Here is a 21,919-nt window from a genome sequence, read left to right as displayed (position 1 = left end):
TACCGCTTTTGTGGTTATGCCGAAGCGGTGGCGGGAAACAGGCTGGCGAGGAAAGGGCTCTCCCTGGTCTGGGCCGCCCATGCGGACGGTTCGGCGCGGGAGCGCCGGCATTTTGAAGCCGCTTTGAGGGATCACCGGTCATTGATTTTTGGCAAGCGGGCCAGTGATCGGTCCGTATCAGAAATCAGCCGGAAGAAGGCGCTGAAGGTACTTGAAAAAGAGGATGCGCTCCTGCCGAAAGCTACTGTGCTGCGCTGCCGGGTGCGCTACTTCACCGATGGGGCCATCCTGGGCAGTCAGGACTTCGTCCGGAGTTACGCTGGGGCCTGGCAACGGGAGAAAAAACGAAAATATCCGCCCAAACCGAATCTACTGCGCGGGGCCGACTGGCAGGATCTTGCCACCATTCAAGGACTGAGGATGCAGGTGTTCGGGTAAATTGGTATTGTGAAGTCTACTTTTAGTTTGGACAGGTCATCGTGCCGGCTTAAAGAGAAACATCATGAATGTTTTAGTCGTAGGAGGAGCCGGGTACATCGGCAGTCATTGCGTTCGCCAGCTGCAGGCTGCCGGGCATCGTCCGGTGGTGCTGGATAATCTGGTCTTCGGCCATCGCAAGGCGGTGGCGCCCGATATTCCCTTTTATGACGGCGATCTGGGCGATCCTGATGTCGTGGCGCCCATCCTGAAAGACGAGAAGATTGATCTGGTGATGCACTTCGCGGCGTTCGCCTACGTGGGCGAGTCCGTCACGGAACCGCGCAAATATTACGAGAACAACTTTGTCGCCACCCTCCGTCTGCTTGAAACCATGCTGGATGAGGGGGTGAACAAGTTCGTCTTTTCCTCGACCTGTGCGACTTATGGTGAACCGGAAACCCTGCCGATGGTGGAAAGCCTGCCACAGAAGCCGATCAATCCCTACGGTCAGACCAAGCTCGATGTCGAGAACTGCCTTAAGGCTTTCGCCCACGCTTATGGCCTGAGCTTTGCCGCCTTTCGTTATTTCAACGCAGCCGGTGCCGCTGAAGACGGCAGCATCGGGGAGGACCACGACCCCGAGACCCACCTTATTCCGCTGGTCATCGACGCCGCCACCGGACGCAGGGAAAACATCAAAATTTTCGGCACGGACTACGACACGCCGGACGGTACCTGCCTGCGCGACTACGTGCACGTGGACGATCTGGCGCGTGCCCACATCGCCGTCTTCGAAAAACTGGCGGAGCCCGGCGCGAGCTGTTTCTACAATCTCGGCACCGGCACCCCCAATTCCGTCCGTGAGATTATCAACGCGGTCGAGGAAGTGACCGGCAAGAAAGTGCCGGTGGTCGAAGCCGACCGCCGCCCTGGCGATCCGCCCGCGCTCTACGCCGATTCCTCCAAGGCGCAGGCCGAGCTTGGCTGGGAGATTAAGTTCACCGATGTGAAGGACATCATCGCCACCGCCTGGAAGTGGCACGAGGCCAATCCGGACGGGTTTGGGGATTAGGGCAAAGGGACCCGGGATCCGGGATTTGCGACGTGCGTAGGGGCTTCCCTCTCCGAAGGCCGTGAGTTTGTCGAACGACGAAGCCCGCGAAAGTTCGTATACATAACCAAACTTTCGACGGATCAAACAGCGTTCGCGGGTGCCGACACATGTCTCGCCGTAGCTTCGAGCGAAGGAGGAAGCAGCACCCCTACGAGTCCTGCAGAAATTCGACCAGCCGCTCGGCGGTCAATTTGCCGATGCCTTCGACTTCGGTGAGCGCCTCGACGCTGGCGCCGCGCAGCTTCTGGATACTACCGAAGTGAAGCAGGAGCTGTTGCTTGCGCCGGGTGCCGAGGCCCTTGAAGTCGTCGAGGATGGACTCCTTGAGTCGCTTGCTGCGCAGTTCGGCGTTAAAACTGTTGGCGAAGTGGTGGGCCTCGTCGCGGATGTGCTGTAATAGGCGCAGAGCGGGGTCGTTGTGCTCGAGATTGAGCGGCTTGCGTCCGTCGGAGAAGATGACGGTTTCGTTCCGCTTGGCCAAGCCGATCAGCTCCGGTGGTTCCAGCCCCTGCGAGAGGAAGGCCTTGAGGGCAGCCGTGACCTGGCCGGCCCCGCCGTCGATCACGATGAGGTCGGGAAATTTTTTGCCCTCATCGGACAGCCGCCGGTAGCGTCGGCCAACGACTTCCTCCATGGCGCGGAAATCATCGTTGCCGATAAAGGAGCGAATCTTGAAACGCCGGTAGTTTTTGCGATCGGGCTTGGCTTTGCGGAAGGCGACCATGGAAGCCACGCAGAAGCTGCCGGAGATGTGGGAAATGTCGAAACACTCCATGTGCACCGGTTTTCGGGCGAGGCCAAGCTTCTGCTTGAGTTCCTCCAGCACGGTTTCGCTGTTTTGGGTGTGGAGCAGGTTCCGCTCGAATTTACGGGTCCGCGCCGCGGTCTGCTCGAGTGCGGCGATGCGGTCGCGGAGCGAGGCGGCGGTCTCGTAATCGCGCCTCTCGGCGGCCCTCTTCATTTCCTCCTTCAGTTCCCCCAGCCACTCGCGGGCCTTGCCCTCAAGGAATTTGCAGGCGGCATCCAGGCGCTCCTTGTACTCTTCTTCTGTGATCTCGTTTTCGTGCTCGTAGATTTCCTGTCGGGCATCGTCGTAGAGACGCCAGCGTCCGTCGCCGAGGTCAACCGGCTTTGCGTCATGCAGCAGGATGCCGAATTCGCGGCGCAGCTCGGCCAGTGTTTTGCGCAAATGGCCGGAGTGGGCGAAGGGGCCGTAATAGCGGGAGCCGCTGTCCGTCCGGTTGCGGGTCAGGCGGAAACGGGGCAGGGTTTCCCGAAGGTCCACTCGTACGAGCAGGAATCGCTTGTCGTCGGTGAAGTCGGTATTGTAGCGCGGCCGGTATTTTTTGATCAGCTGGCCCTCGAGAAGCAGCGCTTCCGCCTCCGATTTTACCAGGATGATCTCGAAGTCGTGGATCAGGTCGATCATCGCCCTCACTTTGGGCTGGGCGATCATGAGCTTGCGCGAAGCCTGAAAGTAGGTGCTGACCCGTTTTTTCAGGTCCTTGGCCTTGCCCACATAGATCGTCTGGCCGAGGCGGTCCTTCATTAGATACACGCCCGGCTTGTGCGGCAGCTTGCGCACTTTCTCTTTCAGCCCTGATCTGGACTTATCTTTACCCGACTCTGGCATTTGTGACAAATTAGTGTACTATCCGAAAACTACTAAGCTTAAAAACCGACCAATGTCCAAGACTCCTATCATTGAAGTGATCAATTTTGGCGACGAGCTGCTCGTCGGCATCCGAGATAACTCACATTTGGTCTATCTTGGCGACCAACTCGCACGTTACGGCCTGCCCATTCAGCGCAGTCGGGTGATTACAGATGAAAAGACCGAGATCCAACGTGCTTTCCTCGATGCCTGGGAACATTCCGATATTGTGATTACGACCGGCGGGCTTGGGCCTACCGCTGATGACATGACCCGAGAGAACGTGGCCGAGGCTCTGGGCGCCGAGTTGTTATTTGACCAATCGATACTCGATGCGATTGAGGCCCGCTTCAAACTCCTGGGCCGTAAGGTGGCCAAGCACCATGAAAAGCAGTGCTATTACTTTTCGGGCGGCGAGGTGCTACACAACGAGCGGGGCACTGCGCCGGGCTTGCTGCTCCGGCGCGACGGCAAAATATTGATCATGCTGCCCGGTCCCACGCAGGAGCTGCGACCGATGTTTGAAAAACAGGCGATTCCGATTCTGCAGGAGATGGGCGTGCTCTCGAAGGAACAGGCTTATGTCCAGCTCCGCACCTGCGGGGTGGGGGAATCCTCCGTTGAAGAAAGCTTGCAGCCGATCTTTTCGAACCACCCCGGACTTACGGTGGCCTACTGTGTGCATTATGGAATCGTCGATGTACGCCTGAGCAGCCGTGACGGGTCTCTATCGCTGGGGCAGATCAAGGAAATCGCACATGAAGCGCGCGAGTTGCTCGGGGAGGACTTTGTTTGCTATGGGCACTGCTCACTGGCCGACGTAGTCTTTCACGAGTTGCGGGCGCTTGACCGCACTCTGGCAGTGGCCGAATCCTGCACGGGCGGCCTCCTCTGCGATGCGTTCACCAACATCCCCGGTTCGTCCAAGGTCTTTGTCGGCGGCGTGGTCTGTTACTGCAACGATGTCAAAGTCTCCAAGGTCGGCGTGCCCGAACCGATTCTGGAACAGCACGGTGCGGTCAGTCCGGAGTGTGCCATCGCCATGGCCTCCGGGATCGCGGAGCGCCTGTCGGCGGATTACGGGATCAGTGTGACCGGCTTCGCCGGACCTGAGGGGGGCGACGAGAAAAACCCGGTCGGTACCATTCATATCGGCTACCACTCGCCGGTCGGTGTTTGGGCCAAGACTGTTCGGTACACGGGTGGGCGCATGGATGTAAAGACCCGGGCCGTGCACGCCGCGCTCGACTGGGTGCGCCGAAAGCTGCGCAAATATAAAATTGAAGAGTTTCTCTCCTGCGGGGCGGAGGACTAATTTGCTTTGCCGAGCCCTTCGCAGCTGTTTGCATGAAGCGACATGGATAAAGCTGACATTGTTGAGGTTCTGGAAGAAATCGCGGTGCTCTTGGAGCTGAAAGGGGAAAACCCTTTTAAAATCCGCGCATATCAGACGGGCGCACGGGCCCTGGAGACGATGGAGGAGGATCTCGGCGAGTTGATCGAGTCGGGTGAGCTGGGTTCGGTCAAAGGGATCGGCTCGGCGTTGGTCGATAAGATTGAGACGCTCTATGAAACCGGCGAGCTGGAATACTACACGAAGCTGCGCGACTCGGTCGCCCCCGGCCTGATTGAGATGCTCGATATCCCCGGACTGGGCGGGAAGAAGGTCAAGCGGCTGCACGACGAACTTGATGTCGATACGGTTGAGGGTCTCAAGTCGGCCTGCGAGGTGGGCAAGGTCGCAGCGTTGAAGGGCTTCGGAAAAAAGTCGGAAGAGAAAATTTTGAGCGGGATTGAAAACCGCGAAGCCTATGCCAAGCGTCACCTTTGGTGGCGAGCGCGTGAAGTGGCCGAACCGATTCTTGCTGGACTACGCGAACTGCCTCAAGTGGAGCGGGCCGAGGTGGCCGGCAGCCTGCGCCGGTTGAAGGAAACGGTAGGCGACCTCGACTTTATCGTCGCCTCGTCCGAGCCGGAAAAGGTGATGGACTGGTTTACCTCACGCGAGGAAGTGCGGGAGGTGACCGCAAAAGGTAAGACCAAATCCAGCGTCCGTTTCGAATCCGGTCTTCAGGCCGACCTGCGGGTCGTGCCGGCGGCTCAGTTCGCCTTCGCCCTGCACCACTTTACCGGCTCGAAGGACCATAATGTGGCCATGCGGCAACGGGCTTTGTCAAAGGGATACAGCTTGAGCGAATGGGGGATCAAGAAGAGTGAAGGTGAGAGTGAAAGTGAAGGTGTTTCGAGGAGCGAAGCGACGACAAGACCGGGTGCCGCTGAGCGGGAAACCGGACCGGGTGAGGGGGTAGGTATCACCAGCGAGAAAGACTTGTTTGCCTTTCTGGGCCTGCCCGAGATCCCGCCGGAGCTGCGCGAGGGAATGGGAGAGCTGGAGTTGGAGAAGATTCCGGATCTCGTATCCAAAGACCGAATACGGGGTGTTTTTCATAATCATACCACCGCTTCGGACGGGCGGGCGACGATTGAGGAGATGGCGGCTGCGGCTCAGGATCTAGGGTGGGACTATCTTGGCTTGGCCGATCATTCCAAAGCCAGTTATCAGGCCAATGGGCTCGACGACGAGCGGGTGCTGAAACAGATTGAAGAGATCCGGGCCTTCAATGAATCCGGGGAATCCCCCGTACATGTCTTTGCCGGAATCGAGTGCGACATCCTGCGGGATGGTTCGCTCGATCTGGAGGATGGCACTCTGCAGGCGTTGGACTATACCGTGATGTCGGTTCATTCCAGCTTCAGCCAGAGTGAAGAAGAGATGACGGCCCGGGTGATCAAGGCGATCGAGCACCCCGGCACGACCATGTTGGGCCATCCGACGGGACGTCTCCTGCTGCGTCGTGAGCCGTTTAAAATCAACCTGCAAAAGGTGATTGATGCGGCTATCGCCAACCGGGTGATAATCGAGATCAATGCCAACCCGCGCCGCCTCGACATGGACTGGCGCCTCTGGCGACGGGCGGCGAATAAGGGCCTGATGTGTGCCATCAATCCCGATGCCCACCGGACCGAAGGCCTGGACTACTTTGAAGCCGGTGTGAACGTGGCCCGAAAGGGCGGACTTTCGCGTGATCAGATATTAAATTGCCGGGATGTGAAAGGTGTCCAGAAGTGGTTTGAGGAACGGGAGTAGCCTCTCTTGAAATACACCAGTCGGTTTGTAGTTATGAAATACATTACCATCCCATCGCTCCTGGCATTCCTTTGTGCCGCTTTATGTGTCGGCGAGGGAGAGAAACCCAACATCATTGTCATCATGGCGGACGACCTTGGCTATGGTGACGTCTCGGCCTACGGAGCTACGGAAATCGAGACACCGCATATCGACCAGTTGGCCAAGGACGGCCTTCGTTTTACCAGTGGTTATTGTTCGGCCTCGACCTGCACGCCCACGCGCTACTCCATGTTGACCGGAACCTACGCCTTTCGCAAAAAGGGTACTGGCATTGCGCCACCCAACGGACCTTCCGTGATTCAGCCCGGCACGGAGACTCTGCCCTCACTTTTGAAGCAAGCGGGTTACCGCACGGCCGTGATAGGCAAGTGGCACCTTGGTTTAGGTGCTCCGGGCGAAGGCCCGGATTGGAACGGGGAACTGAAGCCGGGTCCGCTGGAAATCGGCTTTGATTATTGCTATCTGCTTCCGACGACCAACGACCGGGTGCCTCAGGTTTATGTCGAAAACCACCGCGTAAAAGATCTCGATCCTGACGATCCCCTTTGGGTGGGCCGGAAAAAGCCGTCTCCGGGTCATCCGACCGGGAAAACGCATCGCGACAGCCTGAAAATGGATTGGTCCCACGGACACAACGGCACCATCCATAATGGCATCAGCCGTATCGGGTTTTATACCGGTGGGCAGGCCGCGCGTTTTCGCGATGAGGACCTGGCCGACGAATGGGTGAAACAGTCCCGCCGCTGGATCACGGAAAATAAAGACAGGCCCTTTTTCCTGTTCTTCGCCTCGCACGATAATCACGTACCGCGCATGCCGCACGAGCGTTTTCAAGGGAAGAGCGGTCTCGGCTACCGTGGCGACGCCATTCTCCAGCTCGACTGGTGCGTCGGTGAACTGATGGAAATTTTGCGGGAACAGGGGATCGAAGAAAATACTCTGGTCGTGTTTTGTTCGGATAATGGGCCGGTGCTTGACGATGGATACAAGGATGGTGCCCGAGAAGAACTTGGCCTGCACGAACCCAACGGCCCTTGGAGCGGTGGCAAATACAGCGTCCTCGAAGGCGGAACCCGCACGCCATTTATTACCTATTGGAAGGGGCGCATCGCGCCGGGCGTTTCCCGGGAGATGGTCTGCACGATCGATTTTCCCGCCAGTTTCGCGGCATTGAACGGAGTCGATCTGCCGGAAAAGGCTGCGCTGGACAGTATGAATGTGATTGGTGCATTACTGGGGGAGCCGGGTGCGGCAGGCCGCAGCGCCCTCGTGCAACAGGATAATGGCAACGGTGGCAACTTCGGTTATCGCAAGGGCACTTGGAAATTAGTTCGGGGCCGGGCTCAGTATACCCAACCAGTCGCCGGAGCTAACCTGCCCAAAGAGATTTACCGGCGGGGAAATATCGAGGATCGTCTTTATGATTTGTCGGAAGATCCAGCTGAGCTATTTAATCTGGCCGTGAAGAAGCCCGAAAAACTTGTGGAGCTGCAGCAGGAACTCGATGCAGTTATTCAAGCGGGTAGAAGCCGCTGAGACGAATGCGGAAACGGTTGTAAGGGAATCGGACGAGCGCATCGGTGCTGCCTTATCCCATCCGAGCTAAGGAAAAGATTTTATTTGTAAATTACTGCACCTCTGCGGTTTTAAGAATCTAGCGCCTTATAGGACAGGTTTTTTTTTGACGGATTTAGCCGCCAGCGCTAAAACGAGAATCATATCTTTTCCTAAACCTACCAACTGACTGCGAGTCTGCCGTCCTCTCCTGCGATTCAGTTTTGAGCCTTCGCACCTCGCTTTCTGAAATTCTTGTGAGCTAGTCGGTAGTATCCTCAACAGAGTTGTCATCTTTGTTGCATGATGTTTTCCCGTTTTTTCAGCTACTTCGTATCGATTTTTTGCATCTGTTTGCTCGCCGCAGGTTTGAGCTCTCCCTTAGTGGCGGCGACGAGTTACGACATCGATTCGCCACAGATCACAAGGGACTTTATTCTGACAGGAGATAACCAGGGCCCGGCTCGAGACGGCGTGGCGGTGTCTATGTCGGCTGATATTTCGACGGACACGTCGGAGTCGGCTGACTACCGCTTCCTCTGGGAACTTCAGGTTCAAGCAAGTGATGGTTCTTGGAGTGTCGTCCCTCTGGTCGCTTCAAACGATAGTTACGCGACACAAGCCGTATTTGTGGATATCGATAACGACTCAGGTACGCCCGAGCCGAGTTCACAAACGATTTTCGAAAGCGATTCATTCGAAACTTCCCAAGTTCTCGATCCCTACAAAAATTATCGGATTCGCGGACGTTTGCAGAAATATTCTTACAACGTTTTCCTGGGATTTTACACTTGGTCGACGGTCGGCGGCAACGAATACAGCGGCTCCAGCAATCTCTACCAGTTTACCAATACCTCCAGCGCGGACGACCCTCTTAATATTATCGCGACGCTCGATTCTACCAGCCTGAGCAATCCCTTTTTGTTGGATGGAGCCACAAGTCCGGATAAGCGCGCCTTTACGGTAGACTTGGCTGCGACGGTTCGACGCTGGGATCGCTATGATTCTTCGGTCACAAGCAGCTATGTGCGCTTTGAGTATGAAGTGGAGCTTCGGGAAAAAAGCACCGGCAACGTGATTCCGTTACAGCAGAGCACGTTTTCCGACTCCAAATACATCGATTCCTATTTCTACAACTCATTCACTTTCACGTCTGTCCCCAGAATTCGCAGCATTTCGAACTCCTTGCAAATTATCCCATCAGAGCAACTCGACCCGCTCAACGAGGAATACGAGGTGGATGTTACAATCACCCACAAAGAGAATCCAATTACCGGCACCTACGCGACCGGAAATGTCCAAACCCTCCAGGATCTCCGACTCTATGATTTTAACGGGGAACTGTACTTCGGTGGGCGAATCACGCAGCTGAAAAATTTTACCCGCGATCCGCAGCCTTCGACGACTGACGGTGCGGGGTATGTGGCCATGACGCTCACCGGGGTCGACGGTCATCTGGATGGCCTTGCCGACTACACCTACGATGCCACCTCGTCCGTAAGCATCCATTTGCTCGCCGACGGTACGGCCACGGTGCAAGGCCTCGGTGCCAACATTCCGATAACTCCGCCCAATACGCCGGATACCGGTACTGCTGCTGGGGTACGCTTCCAGCGCGAAAATACGGAGCTGCAAATCAACGGACTTTACAGCGATCTGACTGCTTATCTTCCTCAGGGCATGGGCTACGTTCCGGTTGGCGGCAATAACCGTCGTCTCGCCGCCACGATTGATTTCAGCGGAGTCAGTCTCGACGATCAGCTTGGCCCCCAGAATGCCGCACTGAAATTTATTCCCGGTTCGCCGGTTCGCGTGTTGGAGGAGACCAAGCCGGCTTACGTCACTTCCGATCAAATTCTTTGGGAGACCACCACGGGCAAATTCACCATCAGCCATTCCAGTGGCAACGCCGGTTATGTGCGCGATGAAGAAGCGGACTATTTGGCGGGTGCACCCGTCGATCCCGCCAAGCAGACCAAGGCAGACAACAGCGGCTACTATCATGCGCTCGCCAGCGTGGACGGTGCGTCGTCACTGATTGTCACTGATGTCGACGGCACTGCCGAGATGGACGTCGCCTACAATCTCAACAGTGGAAGTTTCAAGACTCACTTCCCCTACGGTGTCGCCGTCCCTCATAGCGGTGGCGAGATTACTATCGCCGCCGATGCGGTCACGGCCGGTTTCCTTAATCTCTCCAGCGTCTTAACGCTTACCTACGATCAAACTTGTGCAGCCGATGCATGCGGCACGGGCGAGCAGGAGGGTAGCTTGACACTTGATCCCGGCGCACTCGTTTTTACCGCCGACGGGGGGCTCGTCGGCTCGGGGTCGCTCCAAGGCACGGGCGATCAGCGTCAGCTCAGCTGGGGCTACATCGAGGCATTGAGCTCTTCCGGTAGTCCGGTCTACGCCCAGCAGTTGGGGGCCTTTTCGAACGCCACGTTCCATGCCACAGGTCACTTCATTCGTGGTGCCGGCGGTTCATTCGCTGAATTTAACTCTGGCGGCGCTGGCGATAGGGCTGCGCGTAGCGCTCCGGCCGATACGCTCCTTGCTGCCGTTAAGGGAACGACCGAAACGGATGCTCGGACCATGGCGCGCCCCGGGAGCACCGCCGATCAAGGTGGCAATTACTATTACGCCGGGATTAACTTGGAAACCGCCAGCGATGGTGCAGTGACCGGTGTCGCCACAATCGGCGACCAGACCGTCCCGTACGGCCTGCGCGGCTGTAATAAGTTTTACGTCCGCAAAGTTGGCGTTACCGGCACCGTGGAGGCCGTTCCCGGAAGTTTCCCGCAGGCGCTTACAATCCTCGGCTATGATTTTGCCTTTGATTATTACGGTCTCGGCTACCTCGACAGCACGACGAGCCCGAGTGGCAGTTTCACCAAAGGTTCGGTCGCTACCCCCTTCCCGACCGATGCCACCTTCAATTTCGAGGGCCTGAGCTTTACCTGCCTCGGGGGGCTTGCCGAGGCCCGCCTTCCTACCGGCGGTCTCGCCACTCTTTTTGATTACTGGAACGCGGATATTGATATCGCTGCGCTTGGCTTCACCTCCAGCGGCAGCTGCAATCCCGCCAACGAAGCATACCTCACGCTGGGTGCGACCGGTTATTCCACGCTGGTTGACCAGCCGCTCCACGGTACGGTCGGAGTTCGTCCGAACGGCCAGTTGATCGATCTGGACTTCTCCCTGGCCGAAGGGCTGGAAACGCAGATTACCTCACGCTTCCGTCTGCCGAACAGCCTGAAGCTCGACGGGCCAGAGGAGGAGCAATACGAGCTCACTACCGTCAGCGAGGCTTACCTGAATGCCTACGATGCCACCTCCGAGCAAACCGAGGGGGACGGGCGTCTCAACTTCGCCGCCAAGATCGACGTGCCTTTCTTTGAGGATTTGGCCGGGCACATCCGCACCACCGCTTCGAAAAATACGAATCCGAAAGCAGTCGCCGATCTGATGGGTGGGTGGACCGAAGGCGGACAGACCTTCTTTACCACTTCCTTCTTCGATACGGGCAACCGTGGCTTTCCGGCTGGGGTCGATGAGGCCCTTTACCGCAACGAGTCCGGTGCCTCCGGCGACCCGACGCCTTATCTCATTACCGCCCGGCAAGAGTGGTTGAACGTCGTTGAGTTCAGCTACCCTCTGGACTGGTCCTCTGCGTTGCGCACTTTCTCGGCCTTTAAGCCGGAGCAGCAGGAAGACCTGCTGGTCATTCAGGTCGACCATCAACTCGACTACCTCAGCGCGGAGCGGGCGGAAATTTCCTTCGGTGCCCAATATGAGGGGCTGCCGCGGATCAACCTGACCAACTTTGTCTTCAATAAGATCGAGGAACAAACCGGTGTGCTCCAGGCCGCCACCGACGCGCTCCGTGGCGAAACTGTCGACGCCCTTGACCAGGGTATTCAACAAATCGACAGTCTGCTCCAGGACCAGATCGATGACCTGATCGAAGGCTTCATGGCCGGAGCCGTCGATCCCATCATCGATGATCTCTACGGCGAACTGCAAACTGCCGCTTCGACGACCAACACGGTCACGGCCTGGCAAACCGAAGTTGGCAACAAGGCCGAGAAGTTCTTCGTCAACAATGTTGATGCCAATTCGCAGGACCTACGCGCAGCGATTCAGACGCTGGCCAAACCGGTCGGGGAAGCCAACAGCGTCATCGCTAAAATCGATAACGCACTGGAAGACCTACAGATTGCGCTCCGCTCCGTTCACGATCGCGTTTATCTCGAGAATGGTGAGGTCAAGCTCACGCCTCCGTCCGGTCCTTACGACACGCTCGACGGGCTGCTCTATGAGGAAAGCGGCGAATTCCAAATCGTCGAGACCCTCATCGCCCGTCTGATCGACGAGGTCGGCGGGGAACTTGGCGACGAACTGGCAGGCATGCTGAATGATAGTCTTTCCGGCCCCACCGGCGAGCTCCAGGATCTGATTAACGAACAACTGGATAAAGTCCGCCCCAGTCTCGAACGCATCCGCGCGGTCATTGCCGAGCTCGATTCGCAAATCGGCGACATTCGCAACGAGATCGAGGACAACACAGCCTTCCTCGCCGAATTCGAAGATATCCTTAATGCCGCTGACAGCCAGATCCAGGCAGCGACCGCTGATCTGCGCGATGTCGTCGACGCCTTTATCCTCGCCGACATTCCGGCACCGGATCGTTTCGAGGAATATACAGCTGAGGAAATCAAACAGCGCATCCGCTCGGAGATTAAGGACAAGATTCGCGGCATGGCCTTTGTGCGGGAATTCCAACAGGTCATCCGGCAGAAGCTTTACGACGTTGACCTCGCGATCAAAGAGGGAATCGATTCGGCCTTTGCTCAGGTCAACACGACCCTGAAAAACCTACTCAGCCAGTATCTGGCTGGCTTTGATGACAGCATTAACGGGGCCATCGGCGACATCAATTCGGTGGTTGGCAGCGGTGAGTTCGATGGCTTTGCCCATATTAACGGTGATGCGCTTCGGCTGCTACGGGTCGACGCCGCGATTCAGTTCAAAGTGCCTAAGGAGATGGAATTCGAGGGTTATTTCCAGATCAAGCAACTCGCTTCGGACGGCTCGGGTTCCTGCAGTTATTCCGCCGAAGGTACTCCTGCCAAGGAGATTACCCTCGGCACGCCAGGCGTTCCCGTCGAGTGGCTCAGCCCGGGCATGGAAATCGCCGTGGAGGGCAAGGTGACTTACAGTGACAAGCCTCTCGGCCTCGGCGGGAAGATTGAGATGGTCGGGGGCTCCTTTAACTTTGAAGCCTTCGAGATCACGGACCTTGGAGCCGCCATGTCCTTCGGCAAAACCGAAAACTACCTCGCCGCCAAGGTGGGTCTGAAGTTTCAAAGCTACGACGTGTACGGCGGCGTCTTCTTTGGCCAGACCTGCACCATCACGCCGGTCGAACTTGTGAATGAGGAAGCGGCTGGCGTCATCGGTTCGCCGGATCCCACCTTTACCGGTGCCTATGTCTATGGGGAGGCCCACATCCCGGTTTCGGAAGCCATCCTAGGGATCCCGGCCACCTGTATGTTCCGCATCACCGCCGGAGTCGGCGCAGGGGCGTTCTATTTTGTAGAAGGGCCCACTTTCGGCGGCCAGATCCTGCTGGCCGTTTCAGGTGAGGCGCTCTGCCTCGTTGGCGTCAACGGAGAGGTCTCCATGATTGGGGCCAAAGTCGGCGACGACCTTCGTTACCGTGGTCGGGGTACCGTCGGCGGTCGGGTCGGCAGTTGCCCGCTCTGCGTCAAATTCTCCAAGTCCATCATTCTCGAATACATCAATGACCGGTGGAAATTCCAACTTTGAGCTCTATGACCAACATATTTAGCGTCTTCTGCGAAAATCTTCGAACGCATCGGCTCCCCTCCTGCCATGATAAAAGGGGACATGATAATCGTTGTTTCGATAGCAATACTGTCCGTCCTTCGAAGCCTCGCCAAGTGGTGAGGGCGGGGCAAAGCCTCGGCAAGGCGTTTCTTGTCCTAACCTTCTTCGCCGCGACGCTCGCGCCTGCTTGGCAGCAAGGGGCGTGTGCCCAGACGGTCGATGAATCCGTGGTCACGGCGGCGCTTGGTGTGCCTGCGGAAGAAGCCGCCGGAAGCGATCCGCTCGTCTACCTGACTTGGTGGCCGACGGGCGATGCCATTTGGGAGCCCGCCACTTATGCCGTTTACTCAAAGTCGGGCGAGCCCTCCGATCCGGGCGGCTTTTCATTGGACGCCTTGGTCCGGCCGCAAACGAGTGCTTTGGCCGTGGGACAGTCGATCAATCAGGCGGTCCAGCTTGGCGAAGATCCCCTCGAGCTCTCCTCCAATATCGACGGCCTATACGATAATATCGTGCCCGTCGCCGGTTTGGAACTGAACCAGAAGCTCGCTGCCATTGTGGATGTTTCGAGGGTGGATAATAAGAGCGCGGAAACACTTTCTCTGCTCACACGGCGCCATCCTGCGGCAGCCCTTGCGGCCGGTGTGGCATTTGTCGAGCCGATCGGGGAAGGAGAGGTCCGCACCTACGAGATTCGTTCCTGCCCGGATGGCAGCAGCGATCCTGCCGAGTGCACCGTGGTCTCGGGCCGCGTCGTCGTCACCGGCGGCGAGGTCAAGCTTCTGCCGGCGCCTGGTCAACCGGTCGAGGTCCCCTTTGTCGACAATAGTGGCAAGGAAGACCCGCGCGGGAATCTTAACGTGCCTCTCCGTTGGGGCACGCCCGGCGATCTCCGGGAGCGGTCCTTTTTTCAGTTCGGCTATAATGTTTACCGGGTCGATCCGGAGTTTGCCGAGGACGCGGGCTGGGATGCTGCCGAACCGGACCCGGAAAAATTCTTCGGACTTATGTCGGAAAGGCCCGGTTCGATCATCCGGGTCAATGAACGTCCCATTCTCACGGATAAAATTTTCTCTCCGACCGAAGCGCCAGATCTCAATGCCGATAGCGAGACCTATTTCGTGATCGATGACAACGACCGCTACAGGAACGGTGGTACCCCGTTCAGCGACGGCGACCGTTTCTACTATTTCGTCGCCGGACGCGACCTTCTCGGTCGACCCGGCGCTGTCTCGCAGGGCACACCTGTGACGATCTGTTTCCGCATTCCCCCGCAGGCTCCCAAGGGCCTCGAGGTAAGCAATCACTTTATCTACGATGAGTCGACGGAAACGCAGACACAGGTCCTCAAGCTCGACTGGGAACCGGCCCAGACACGCGAGCATGGCCCCGACATTAGCGAATATTGGATCTATCGCTGGGCCTCCATCGAGCAGATGCACAACAATCAGGGCTTGCCTGAACAAGGACTCCCCAGCGGAGAGATCACCGGCGGCCGTATCGCCACCGTCGGGTCCGACATTACGGAGTACATTGATGACAGTGGGGTGCACCCGTTTATCACTTACCAGAACCGTGATCTCACGACGCCCGCTACCGGCGACAGTGCCGAGGCGAATAAAACCTATTGGTATACGGTTCGCGCTGTCGATGCCTCTGCCTGTGGCGGCAATGTTTCCGGCAATAGCGGCCCGGGATATGGGGTCCTCCGCGATCGTGTCGGCCCGCAAGCACCGGATGGCTCCGTTACCGGCAGTTGCCTGCTTCCGATTGTTTCGAAAAACGGCAGCACGGTCGAAGCCGGCAGCGGCTTTGAGGCAGGCTACATTTATCTGGATCTCTTTATCGAGCGCATCGACCCGCGTATTGAGTGGGTCGAATTTTACGTGGTGCCGACCGATGATGAGCGGGGCTACCTCGGTCGCTTTGATTTTCCGGAAACCGGGACCCTGCAAATACAGCCCGTTCTTCCGAACAGTCTCTTTCAGGGGCAGGAAGCGAACACCGGTACCATTCTCGTCCGCGTCGGTATAGCGGGAGGTAAGCGCAGCAGCTTTGCCGAGCAGACTTTTAGCGTCGGTCTGAATCCAGACAAACAAAGCGGGAACTACGTGCAGGCTTTTGACTTTCTCGCCGCCACGGATCCGGAAGCTCCCTGCACCACTCACGAGCCGCGTCAACCCGGCACTCCGGCAACCGGTACGATCGATCCGGTCGATCTTGATCTTTTTCTGACCCCGGACACCCGCGAGTGGAAGCTCTACCGCCGTGTCGACGACGGCCCGCTCACCATGATCGAGCAGGGGATCGCCAATTACAATGAGACGCCCAATGTGCAGACGCAGGATCGTGACCTCCCACTTAACGGCGGCCGTGTCTGTTACTTTCTCCAAGTCTACGACCTACAGGGCAACCCCAGTGTCCTGAGTCGCCTCGACTGCATCACCGTCGAGCCGCGCACGGATCTACCCAAGCCGATGCTCAGTCCGGTCGAGCCAGTCGGCGAAACGCCGGATAATGGCGCCGCCCGCATCAAGTGGTTCGCGCCACCCGCTGGCGTCGAGCGCTTCGAACTCGCGATCCGCTCGGTCGATGGTGTGCCGAGGGCCGATCTTTCGGACGATTTCCGGTTGAATGTGCCGGCCTCCGGCCCTGCGGGTAATCCCTTCGTCAGCCTCATTCAGGTCGGAGACAAGGTATTCCGGAGCTATCTTACCGGCCGTGTCGGCGCGAATTTCGATGTCGGGCCTTCCTATCAGGCGCTCTGGAGCCGAAACTTCGCCTCTGGCACTGAGTATGCCTTCCGCGTCCGCGCCATTGGTGCCGGTGGTGCTGAAGGTCCGTGGAGTAACGAAGTTTTCTTTATCTGGTCTTCGGAAGTCGACTTCTCCCAGCCTTTCGATCCCTCCGACTGTGTCGTCCCATGGCCGGTGCGCGGCACGCCGGATATCGACGGAACTTTCCCCGTGGAAGCGCCGGACAGACCCTATCCTGTCGGCCTGAAGGCTGCGATCGACCCGATGAACCCCGACGGTTCTACCGCCTACCATGGGGGCGCGGTACGCGTCGGCTTTGTCGAGTTGGGGCAACTGGACATCAATTTCTCCAGCAACTGGGACCAGCCGCCCAAGGGCTATGATACCGCAGCCGGGATCTTCCCGCTGCCGCGAAGCCCGAAAGCAGAGAAATCCGATTTGGAGACGGCGTTTTACGTCCGTGCTTCCAACGGCGAGCCGTTGCCGGATTTCATGCTCTACCGCTATCAGGAGCCGAACGCGACCTGGGCGAATGTCTCCGGCGATGTCTATCAGGTCTCACCGCTGATTGAAGGCCTTGCGTCCGCGCCTTCGACCTTCCAGGAACAACCGGTCTGGGCGGTCCATGATCCCTATGTCTTTCTGATTCCGGAGCCGACCGTGAACAACGGTTATCATCTCTGGGTCAAGGATACGCAACCGGTCATTCAGGGGGCCAGCTATCGCTACCTGCTTGTCCGCTTTACCGAACGCGGCGAAATCGCCCGCGTCATCCCGCTCGATTCTGTAACCGCCAACTAACGGAACTGACATGTCACGGCGCTACCCATATTTTCATTTCTACAAGATCGGAATTTTCAGCTTCCGGGCCGCAACCTTTGCGGCTTGGGCACTTCTTGCACCAAACGCCGCCCAAGCCCAATCCGCCCCGGGCTTTGTCTATGAAAATCAGAGCGAGTTCCAAGCGCTCGCCGATATCAATGGCGACGGCGAGGACGATCTCGTCGTTGCCGATAAAAGTACCGGGCAACTGCGTATTGCTGAATCGCAGGGCGGGGGATCCTTGCAATGGCGTGAGAACACGGCGAAGAGCGGCCTTTCTCCGCTTTCCGGTTTTTCTTTCGGGCCGATTCTGGATCCGTCCTACGATCAAATCGTCGCTTCCTCAGAGCTGGATAATCGTATCCAAATTATTGATACGCGTAATGATGTCCGACTATCCGAGCCGCAGCGCGTGCCGGATACCCTGATCGGGCCCGCAGTCGTCAGCGCGTTAAATATTCCCGGAGGGCCTGCGGGCTATGACAATGATTTCTACGATATCGCCTATCACGCGACGCTTCATGTTCCCTCTAACCCCGACACGCTTTCATTTTTTCGCAATGACGGCTCGGGACTGCCTTTCCCTGCAGACGGTGCCGGTGATTCCTCCGGCTTGCCGCCGCGGAGCACCAACCGCATAGAGTTGAATGTGGGAAAGCCTCTTTTCTACGGGATGCTCGCCGATGATGGCGGGAGCTCGGTCTTCCGGCTTTTGGATCCGAACGACGGGCTGTCGACTCTGGTGGCGAGCCTCTCGGGTCTACCCGATGATGTGGTTTACGTCTACGCGGACTTCGACTCGGATGACCGCGCGGAGTTCGTCTTTTATCTTCCTGGCACAAGCACGCTGATTGAAAGTGAGTGGACGGGGTCGTCTCTTTCCTCGCTCACCAGTTTCACCTATCCGGTGGCCATCGCCGAGCTTCGGGTGATCGATTCCGCAGGCCAACCTGAACTTCTGGTTATTCATGATGGGCGCGACAACGCAGATCGCACCAGCTATAGCGGATCCGGGAATTTTTCGGTGCTGGAAAAATTCGATGCGGATGACGCGCCGATCCGGGGTGCCCTGTCGGTCGAGGACAAACTCCACCTTCTCGATGGCTCCGGTGCATCCGCATCCTTGCGCACCTTTGCCTTTGACGGCAGTGGTCAACACCTACTGGACGAGACGCAGGCGCTGACGCCCCTGACCACTCCGGGCACCGGTTCGACCGTGCTCCTCTACGATTCCGCCCCCCTGCAGGATCCTGATGCGCAGCTTCTGGCCCGCTACGATGCCGGCCCCTGGACCTCCGCCTTCGTTCTGAATTCAGGCTCGGCTGAGGTTCAAAGCGAACGCTTCGTTGGCACAACCGAGGGGCTGGGCGATGCGCAAAGCGAGATCATCTCGGCACTTCCCAACGGCACGGGCGGGGGGATGGTCAATCAAATCGCCGCTGATAATTCGATCTTCTTCAAAGGGAGCGCCAGCGGGGAGATAACTTCGGAGCTTTCGGTCTCACCCCCGTCGGGCAGCTATGCTCGGGCCGTGCGTCCCCAGTTCGCACTCGAAGGCTCTGCCACCATTTGCTACCGAACCAGCACCAGTGTTTCAGGGTGGACTGAAGTAAATAGTCTGCCGCCGGTCATCATCGACGATGCGACGCTCTACGCAGTCGCGGTAGGTGGAAGCGGCCAGTTCTCCAATGTGGTCAAAGTCGATTATGAAATCACCGGCGACCCCGGCACGCGCGACAGTGACGGCGACGGCTTGCCCGATTTTGCGGCAGCGGAGAGCGGAATAGATCCACTTGCTTCGAATGACGATGCCGATGGCGACGGATTCACCGACTTTCAGGAAGTGCTCGCCGAGACCGATCCGAACGATGACAGCTCAAAGCCCAGCCGCAGCAACGTCAGCTTTGAATACCCGAATAGTTTTGATCTCTACGCGGCACCAGGGCTTCCTGATCCGGGTGCAGGTACCACTCTGCTCCGGTCGTTCGCCAGCGCTGATCCCGAAGAGGCGACGGAACTGTCGGTGTATCAACCCGGCGGTCTGCTTCTGGGCGTGACCGAGACGGGCGACAATGCATCGCTCGGTTATCCTGCTGCCGATTTCGGCGCGCTAGACGCAGTTGCCGACGAACTATTCCTCGTCACTTCCACGGTCGCGAGCTTTCCGGTGGACGACGGCGGAATTCCCCGTGATTACGGCCGTCAGGTGGCTGCTTTGGTTAAGCTCCCGGAATTGAAGTTCACACCTTTCGACTATACTGGATACGGCGATAACGGGGGTATCGACAATCTCAGCGGCGAGACAAGTGACTGGCGTGCTGCGGCATTGGCCTACTTTAACAGTTTGACTCGCCCCGAAGTCGCCCGTGACCCCGTCGGCCCGGAATCCACCCTCGAGCTCCTGCTCGTCGAATACATTCTGGGGCGGCTACTATTTGCCGAAGGCTTTAGTGACCGCTCCGAACTGACGCTTACGCCGTTCCGCCGTGACGAAGATCCGCTGGATCCTATTGCGGTGGGTGATCCCTTGCCGGATCCCGCCCCCGATTCAGGTCGCGACCGCAAACTGGATGCATCTCTCCTGGAGGAACGTAAAAAGGAACTCAGCGCAAACGGGGACCCGTTCTACGATGTCGAAGGAATCATCGAGGCGGTCCGCGTCGAGCTTGCTGCGGCTAACACCACCGGCATTCAGCAGCTGAAAACGCTCGCCGGGCGGCTCTACACCACCAGCGCGACTACCAGCGGCGCATCCCTGCGTCAGCCGTTGCCGGCGCTGCGACAATTTATTCGAAGCGGCAACCTCGCCAACACCGGCTACGACGATTTACCGGCCAGCAGCAATTTTTCACCCACACTCCTGGCCGAGGCCGCACAAGGTATTGACGATGTTGCGAGCGCTATCACGCCTCAAGTGAGCGAAACAATTGACCTCTATGTCGAGGGCGGTGAAGCGGCGGCAAGTTGCCCGGCATGGAAGGAAGTGCTTTACACCGCCAATGGCTTTGATCCCGAATCGGCAAACTTTACAGGCACGGAATACGCCCTTCTCGACGCTCAGGGAGATGCCTATCCCGTGGCGCGGGCCTTCCCGCTAACGGTTGGTTCCGTGATAAAAGTGACCGGCTATGTTCTCGACAGTGCTCCTTGTGGCGACATTGCTCTCGAGGTTGTTTCTGGGCCCGAGCTGGCCTTTTTGCGCAATAGCAGTGCTACCGATGTGGATGGGAATTTGATCCCCGACGGCATTGAGGAACGTAAACCCGATGTCGCGTTAAACCCCTTCGGTGACACGGATGGTGACGGCTATACGGACCTACAGGAGATACTGGACGGGAGTGATCCGGACAACGATAGTGACGTTCCAACGGATGCTGGCGGCCCCGCACCTGTTGCGGAAGTCGGCCCACCGCAACTACAGATCACTTCCACCGGTCCGACCACAGCTGCGATCGAGTTCGTTTACCCCGCCGATTATGTGCCCTTTATCGAATTCGAGCTTTACAGCACATCCGACTTGACGACGTCCTTTAGCCCGACCGGGCAGAAAGCCAACCACATCGGTAGCGGCAACCACGAGCAAGTCGTCAACCAGAGCGGCGGCAAAGAGTTCTATATCTTCAGAATGAAGCTGAAGTAGTTTTAATTTAAAACAAACTGAAGCCCCGCTTGGTCCAGATCTTAACCAGCTTGGGATTGGCCTCGATCCATTGCTGGACGGCGGCCTTTCTATCTTTCTGGGATTCATGGATCGTCAGGAGCAAGTTGTTGAACTGCTTCTCCGTTAGCGCGATTTTCTCGAGCATCTGGGCTGCTTTCTTGTGATCCTTTTTAAATCCGGGGCGAGCCAGCTTGCGGATCCCTTCTTTTTGGAAGATGCGGTTGTCGTCGGACAGCATCTTGATGTCGTATTTGGCAAACATCCAGTGCGGCTTCCAGGCGTGGAAGAGAATCGGTTCTTTATTTTGTATGGCCTCTTCAACGGACTTCAGCATTTGCGCGGTACTGCTGCTATCAATTTTGTAGTTCAGCCCGTAGAGCTTGATGACTTCCTTTGTTTTTTGGGTCATCCCGGCATCCGCTTCGATTCCGGTAATGGTGCCGCCGAACTCATCCGTGTGCTTGTTGAGCATCGCGATACGGCGGACTTTTGTGTAAGTGGGTACGGCCAGGCCGGTTTCCGCCCGCCGGTAGGCTGTGCCGAGGCGTTCACAACGCACGCCATACTCTTTGTAATAGTCGGCATGGGTGAAGGGTAGCCAGGCGTTGAGGAAAAGGTCCTGTTCTCCGCTGGCCACGGCCTTAAAGCTGGCACTGGCGCCAAGACGGTTAACTTCCACAGTGTAGCCAAACTCTTCTTCGAGAAGATTGGCGGCAAGTTGGGAGAGTGCGAGTGCTTCATCCCAGTCCGGTGAGGCTATTTTTAGCGTCTGAGCGTAGCCGGTGGCTATGCCCAGAGTAAGGCTGAATAGTATGGCAATGGTTGTTTTCATAGTAGAGAGGATTATGAAATTAATCCTTCTTTCTTGCTTGGGCAAGCAACTACCTTAGGGGAA

Annotated in this window: 9 protein-coding genes and 1 pseudogene; 8 read left to right on the top strand and 2 right to left on the bottom strand. The window is 57.6% G+C overall.

Annotated elements, in window-relative coordinates:
• Both DDZ13_RS15515 and galE read left to right on the top strand, forming a co-directional pair.
• Positions 1–438: pseudogene (locus tag DDZ13_RS15515) on the top strand (transposase); the annotation flags it as partial.
• 64 nt (positions 439–502) lie between these two features.
• Positions 503–1,492 (top strand): UDP-glucose 4-epimerase GalE, encoded by a 990-nt coding sequence (galE, locus tag DDZ13_RS10950; RefSeq protein ID WP_110131493.1) that lies wholly within the window; start codon positions 503–505, stop codon positions 1,490–1,492.
• Positions 1,493–1,682: 190 nt separating this feature from the next.
• Here the strand turns inward: galE and DDZ13_RS10945 are convergent, their stop codons facing one another.
• Positions 1,683–3,167 (bottom strand): excinuclease ABC subunit UvrC, encoded by a 1,485-nt coding sequence (locus tag DDZ13_RS10945; RefSeq protein WP_110131492.1) that lies wholly within the window; start codon positions 3,165–3,167, stop codon positions 1,683–1,685.
• A 52-nt stretch (positions 3,168–3,219) separates the two neighbouring features.
• Between DDZ13_RS10945 and DDZ13_RS10940 the strand changes: the two genes are divergently transcribed.
• The 6 genes from DDZ13_RS10940 to DDZ13_RS10915 all read left to right on the top strand — a co-directional run bounded on the left by DDZ13_RS10940 (position 3,220) and on the right by DDZ13_RS10915 (position 21,003).
• Positions 3,220–4,503: a competence/damage-inducible protein A gene (locus DDZ13_RS10940; protein WP_110131491.1), complete on the top strand. Its 1,284-nt coding sequence runs from the start codon at positions 3,220–3,222 to the stop codon at positions 4,501–4,503.
• A gap of 42 nt (positions 4,504–4,545) precedes the next feature.
• Positions 4,546–6,336 carry a DNA polymerase/3'-5' exonuclease PolX gene (locus tag DDZ13_RS10935; protein ID WP_110131490.1) on the top strand — a complete coding sequence of 597 codons (1,791 nt, stop codon included), beginning with the start codon at positions 4,546–4,548 and terminating at the stop codon, positions 6,334–6,336.
• A 33-nt stretch (positions 6,337–6,369) separates the two neighbouring features.
• A complete protein-coding gene (locus tag DDZ13_RS10930) occupies positions 6,370–7,914 on the top strand; it encodes a sulfatase family protein (protein WP_110131489.1) in 1,545 nt (514 codons plus the stop codon).
• Between the two features lie 387 nt (positions 7,915–8,301).
• The gene (locus tag DDZ13_RS10925) at positions 8,302–13,764 is read left to right on the top strand and encodes a hypothetical protein (protein WP_146209344.1); all 5,463 of its coding nucleotides are present in this window, start codon (positions 8,302–8,304) and stop codon (positions 13,762–13,764) included.
• Between the two features lie 137 nt (positions 13,765–13,901).
• Positions 13,902–17,342 (top strand): fibronectin type III domain-containing protein, encoded by a 3,441-nt coding sequence (locus DDZ13_RS10920; protein WP_146209343.1) that lies wholly within the window; start codon positions 13,902–13,904, stop codon positions 17,340–17,342.
• A 10-nt stretch (positions 17,343–17,352) separates the two neighbouring features.
• Positions 17,353–21,003, top strand: coding sequence for a thrombospondin type 3 repeat-containing protein (locus tag DDZ13_RS10915; RefSeq protein WP_110131486.1), 3,651 nt, complete (start codon positions 17,353–17,355; stop codon positions 21,001–21,003).
• A 7-nt stretch (positions 21,004–21,010) separates the two neighbouring features.
• Here the strand turns inward: DDZ13_RS10915 and DDZ13_RS10910 are convergent, their stop codons facing one another.
• Complete coding sequence (locus DDZ13_RS10910; protein ID WP_110131485.1) at positions 21,011–21,856, bottom strand: glycine betaine ABC transporter substrate-binding protein; 846 nt, start codon at positions 21,854–21,856, stop codon at positions 21,011–21,013.
• Between the last annotated feature and the right edge of the window lie 63 nt (positions 21,857–21,919).

Source organism: Coraliomargarita sinensis, assembly GCF_003185655.1.
Taxonomy (GTDB): Bacteria; Verrucomicrobiota; Verrucomicrobiia; order Opitutales; family Coraliomargaritaceae; genus Coraliomargarita_B; species Coraliomargarita_B sinensis.
Note: the sequence above shows the minus strand (reverse complement) of the source record. Positions and strands in the feature narration are given on the sequence as shown.

Excerpts from the sequence above, each read along its gene's own strand:
- galE (WP_110131493.1), top strand. The coding sequence starts at position 503 with ATGAATGTTTTAGTCGTAGGAGGAGCCGGGTACATCGGCAGTCATTGC.
- DDZ13_RS10945 (WP_110131492.1), bottom strand. The coding sequence starts at position 3,167 with ATGCCAGAGTCGGGTAAAGATAAGTCCAGATCAGGGCTGAAAGAGAAA.
- DDZ13_RS10940 (WP_110131491.1), top strand. The coding sequence starts at position 3,220 with ATGTCCAAGACTCCTATCATTGAAGTGATCAATTTTGGCGACGAGCTG.
- DDZ13_RS10935 (WP_110131490.1), top strand. The coding sequence starts at position 4,546 with ATGGATAAAGCTGACATTGTTGAGGTTCTGGAAGAAATCGCGGTGCTC.
- DDZ13_RS10930 (WP_110131489.1), top strand. The coding sequence starts at position 6,370 with ATGAAATACATTACCATCCCATCGCTCCTGGCATTCCTTTGTGCCGCT.
- DDZ13_RS10915 (WP_110131486.1), top strand. The coding sequence starts at position 17,353 with ATGTCACGGCGCTACCCATATTTTCATTTCTACAAGATCGGAATTTTC.
- DDZ13_RS10910 (WP_110131485.1), bottom strand. The coding sequence starts at position 21,856 with ATGAAAACAACCATTGCCATACTATTCAGCCTTACTCTGGGCATAGCC.